Origin of the sequence: Rhodococcus tukisamuensis NBRC 100609 (assembly GCF_001894985.1) — a bacterium.
GTDB lineage: Bacteria > Actinomycetota > Actinomycetes > Mycobacteriales > Mycobacteriaceae > Rhodococcus_G > Rhodococcus_G tukisamuensis.
The window spans coordinates 1-2628 of record NZ_BCXG01000055.1 but is presented as its reverse complement, the minus strand read 5'-3'; the positions used below and the strand labels follow the sequence as shown (position 1 = coordinate 2628).

2 protein-coding genes are annotated in these 2628 nt (G+C 66.2%); both read left to right on the top strand.

Features of this window, described 5'->3' with window-relative positions:
- A partial coding sequence (locus RT2_RS24875; RefSeq protein WP_139280394.1) for an Ig-like domain-containing protein occupies positions 1–887 on the top strand: 887 nt, incomplete at its 5' end.
- 393 nt (positions 888–1280) lie between these two features.
- Positions 1281–2628, top strand: a 1348-nt coding sequence (locus RT2_RS24870; protein WP_139280393.1) for an Ig-like domain-containing protein, incomplete at its 3' end; no start/stop codon positions are given.

Genomic DNA, 2628 nt, shown 5'->3' with positions numbered 1-2628 from the left:
CGGATGTGGTTCTGAGCGTGCAGGTTTCGCCGGCTCCCGCCGGTGGCACGGTGCAGTTCAAGGACGGTGGCACCAACATCGGTGGCGTCGTGAACCTCGATTCCGAGGGTAGGGGCTCCATCACGCAGCAGTTCGCGGCGGCGGGTGCTCGTAGCATCACCGCGGTGTACTCGGGTGCGGGTGAGTTCCAGGGTTCGACCTCGGCGGCACACACCGTGACGGTGAGCGCGCCGGTCCCGACCGACGTCGCCACCACCACGACCGCGACCGCCCCGGCGACCGCGACCACCGGCGTGGCCGTCGACCTGTGGGCGAAGGTGAAGGGCCCGAACGGTGATCCCATCCCGTCCGGCGGAACGATCTTCTTCAAGGACGGTGGTGCCCTCATCGGCAAGACCGTTAACGCGGTCAATGGCGAGGCGAAGCTGAGCCACACCTTCACGACCGTCGGCGCGCACACCATTACCGCCGAGTTCGGTGGAACGACCGGCTTCCTGACCTCGGTCTCGCAGCCCAGCACGGTCGAGGTGTCGGCCCCCGTCATCACAGACGTGGCCACCACCACGGCGCTGGCCATGCCCGCCACCGCGAAGAACGGGGCCGCGGTGAACCTGGTCGCGACCGTCTCCCCGACTCCGGCCGGTGGAACCGTCCAGTTCATGGACGGCGCCACGCCGCTCGGTGCTCCGGTCGGGTTGCTCGCAGGCAAGGCGACTCGCTCGCAGGCCTTCACCACTGCCGGTGAGCACCAGATCACCGCGATCTACAGTGGCGCCCCGGGCCACCTGACCTCGACCACAGAGGTCGGCATCATCACCGTCGACGAGCCCGTCGAGGGTGGAAACGGTGCGGGCGGTTCGCTGGGGAACCTGTTCGGTTCTTCCTAGGCCGTCAGAACTCCTGACAAAGTGACGTGAGTGTGGCCCCTGCCGGAAGTCCGGCAGGGGCCACACCCGTATTCATGGCAAAGATCTGAACCGGGGTTGAAATGACCGATTGGTCGGGAGAATTCGTCAGCTGAACGAAACAATTACCGGCCAGCAACAAACGTAACCGGCCGTCACGGCCACTGCCTGGGGTGGTGTGTTCCCTGCATGAAATGGCAGTTCAAGGCCACTTTTCTCGAGCTGCGATGCTTCGCTGGGCGGTGTCGCGCCGAACCTCCGATCTCGCTCAAATTTCTCACCGTGATCTGCCCGTGACAATCGGCTTGGTGCGTTACCCTGAGCCGAATCCAAAAAGTTGGACGGGCGTCCTGGATTGTCATCGAGAGGGAAACAATGTCTGTAGGAAACACCCGCCGGGTGATCGGTGGTGTGAGCGCGTTCGCGGTGGCGGCCGGGTTTGCGGTCACCGCCGGCGTCGGCATGGCTGGTGCGGCGCCGGGTTCGGTGTCCTGGGCCGACGGCGGCAGCAACTTCGTCCGGACGGTCAGCAATGTGACGCCGGTCGAGGGCGAGATTGTCACGTCGTCGATGAAGTTCATGCGGTCGAGCACTCCGGTGGAGTACATCCAGGCGGTCAAGGACTTCCACCCCGCGTGCCTGACGTATGTGGAGGGCTCGGCGAAGGTCGACGGCTCTCCTCATGGGCTCGAGAGTCAGGGCGCGGACTTCGCGCGGGTCACTGGCAGTTGGGCGGTGTACCCGAACATCAACCCGAAGTCGCACACCTTCGAGTTCTCGTACAAGGTCGGCGCGAACTGCGACCGCGACGTCGCGATGAACACGTGGACGGACTACTCTGGCACGCTGGGTTCGGGGAGCTACCCGAACAAGGGAACGACCGTCACGGTGAGCAAGAACGTCTCGACGACGGCGTTGGCCGCGGTGCCGGCGGGTGTGAGGGTGGGTCAGTCGGTTCCGCTGAGTGCGACGGTCACCGGCGGCGTCGACGGCAACGTCGTCGAGTTCTTCGACGGCACGACGAAGCTCGGCCAGGGCCCGCTGGCCGCGGGCAAGGCGGCGTTCGCCTGGACGCCCGCTGCTGCGGGTGGTCACAGCCTGACGGCGAAGTTCCTGGGTACGGCGAAGGCCAGCGAGTCGGTCTCGGCGGCGCAGAACGTGCCGGTCACCCCGGCGGACGTCGTCACGACGACTGCGGTGACGGGTCCGGCGACGGCGGTTGCCGGTGCGGACGTGACCTTGAACGTGCAGGTCTCGCCCATTCCGTCGGGTGGCACGGTGCAGTTCAAGGACGGCGCAACCAATCTCGGTGGCCCGGTGACCCTCGATGCGCAGGGCAAGGGTTCGATCACGCAGCAGTTCGCGACGGGTGCGCGCAGCGTCACCGCGGTGTATTCGGGTGCGGGTGAGTTCCAGCCGTCGACCTCGGGTGCGCACAACGTGAACGTCACCCCGGCGGATGTCGCCACCACGACGTCGGTGACCGGTCCGGCCACTGCGGTCGAGGGCGCGGACGTCACCTTCGACGTGCAGGTTTCGCCGGTTCCGGTCGGTGGCACGGTGCAGTTCAAGAACGGCGGCGTTGATCTCGGTGCTGCGGTGACCCTCGATGGCGAGGGCAAGGGTTCGATCACGCAGCAGTTCGCGACGGTCGGTGCGCAGAGCATCACCGCGGTGTTCTCCGGTGCGGCCGGATTCATCACTTCGACCTCGGCTGTGCATG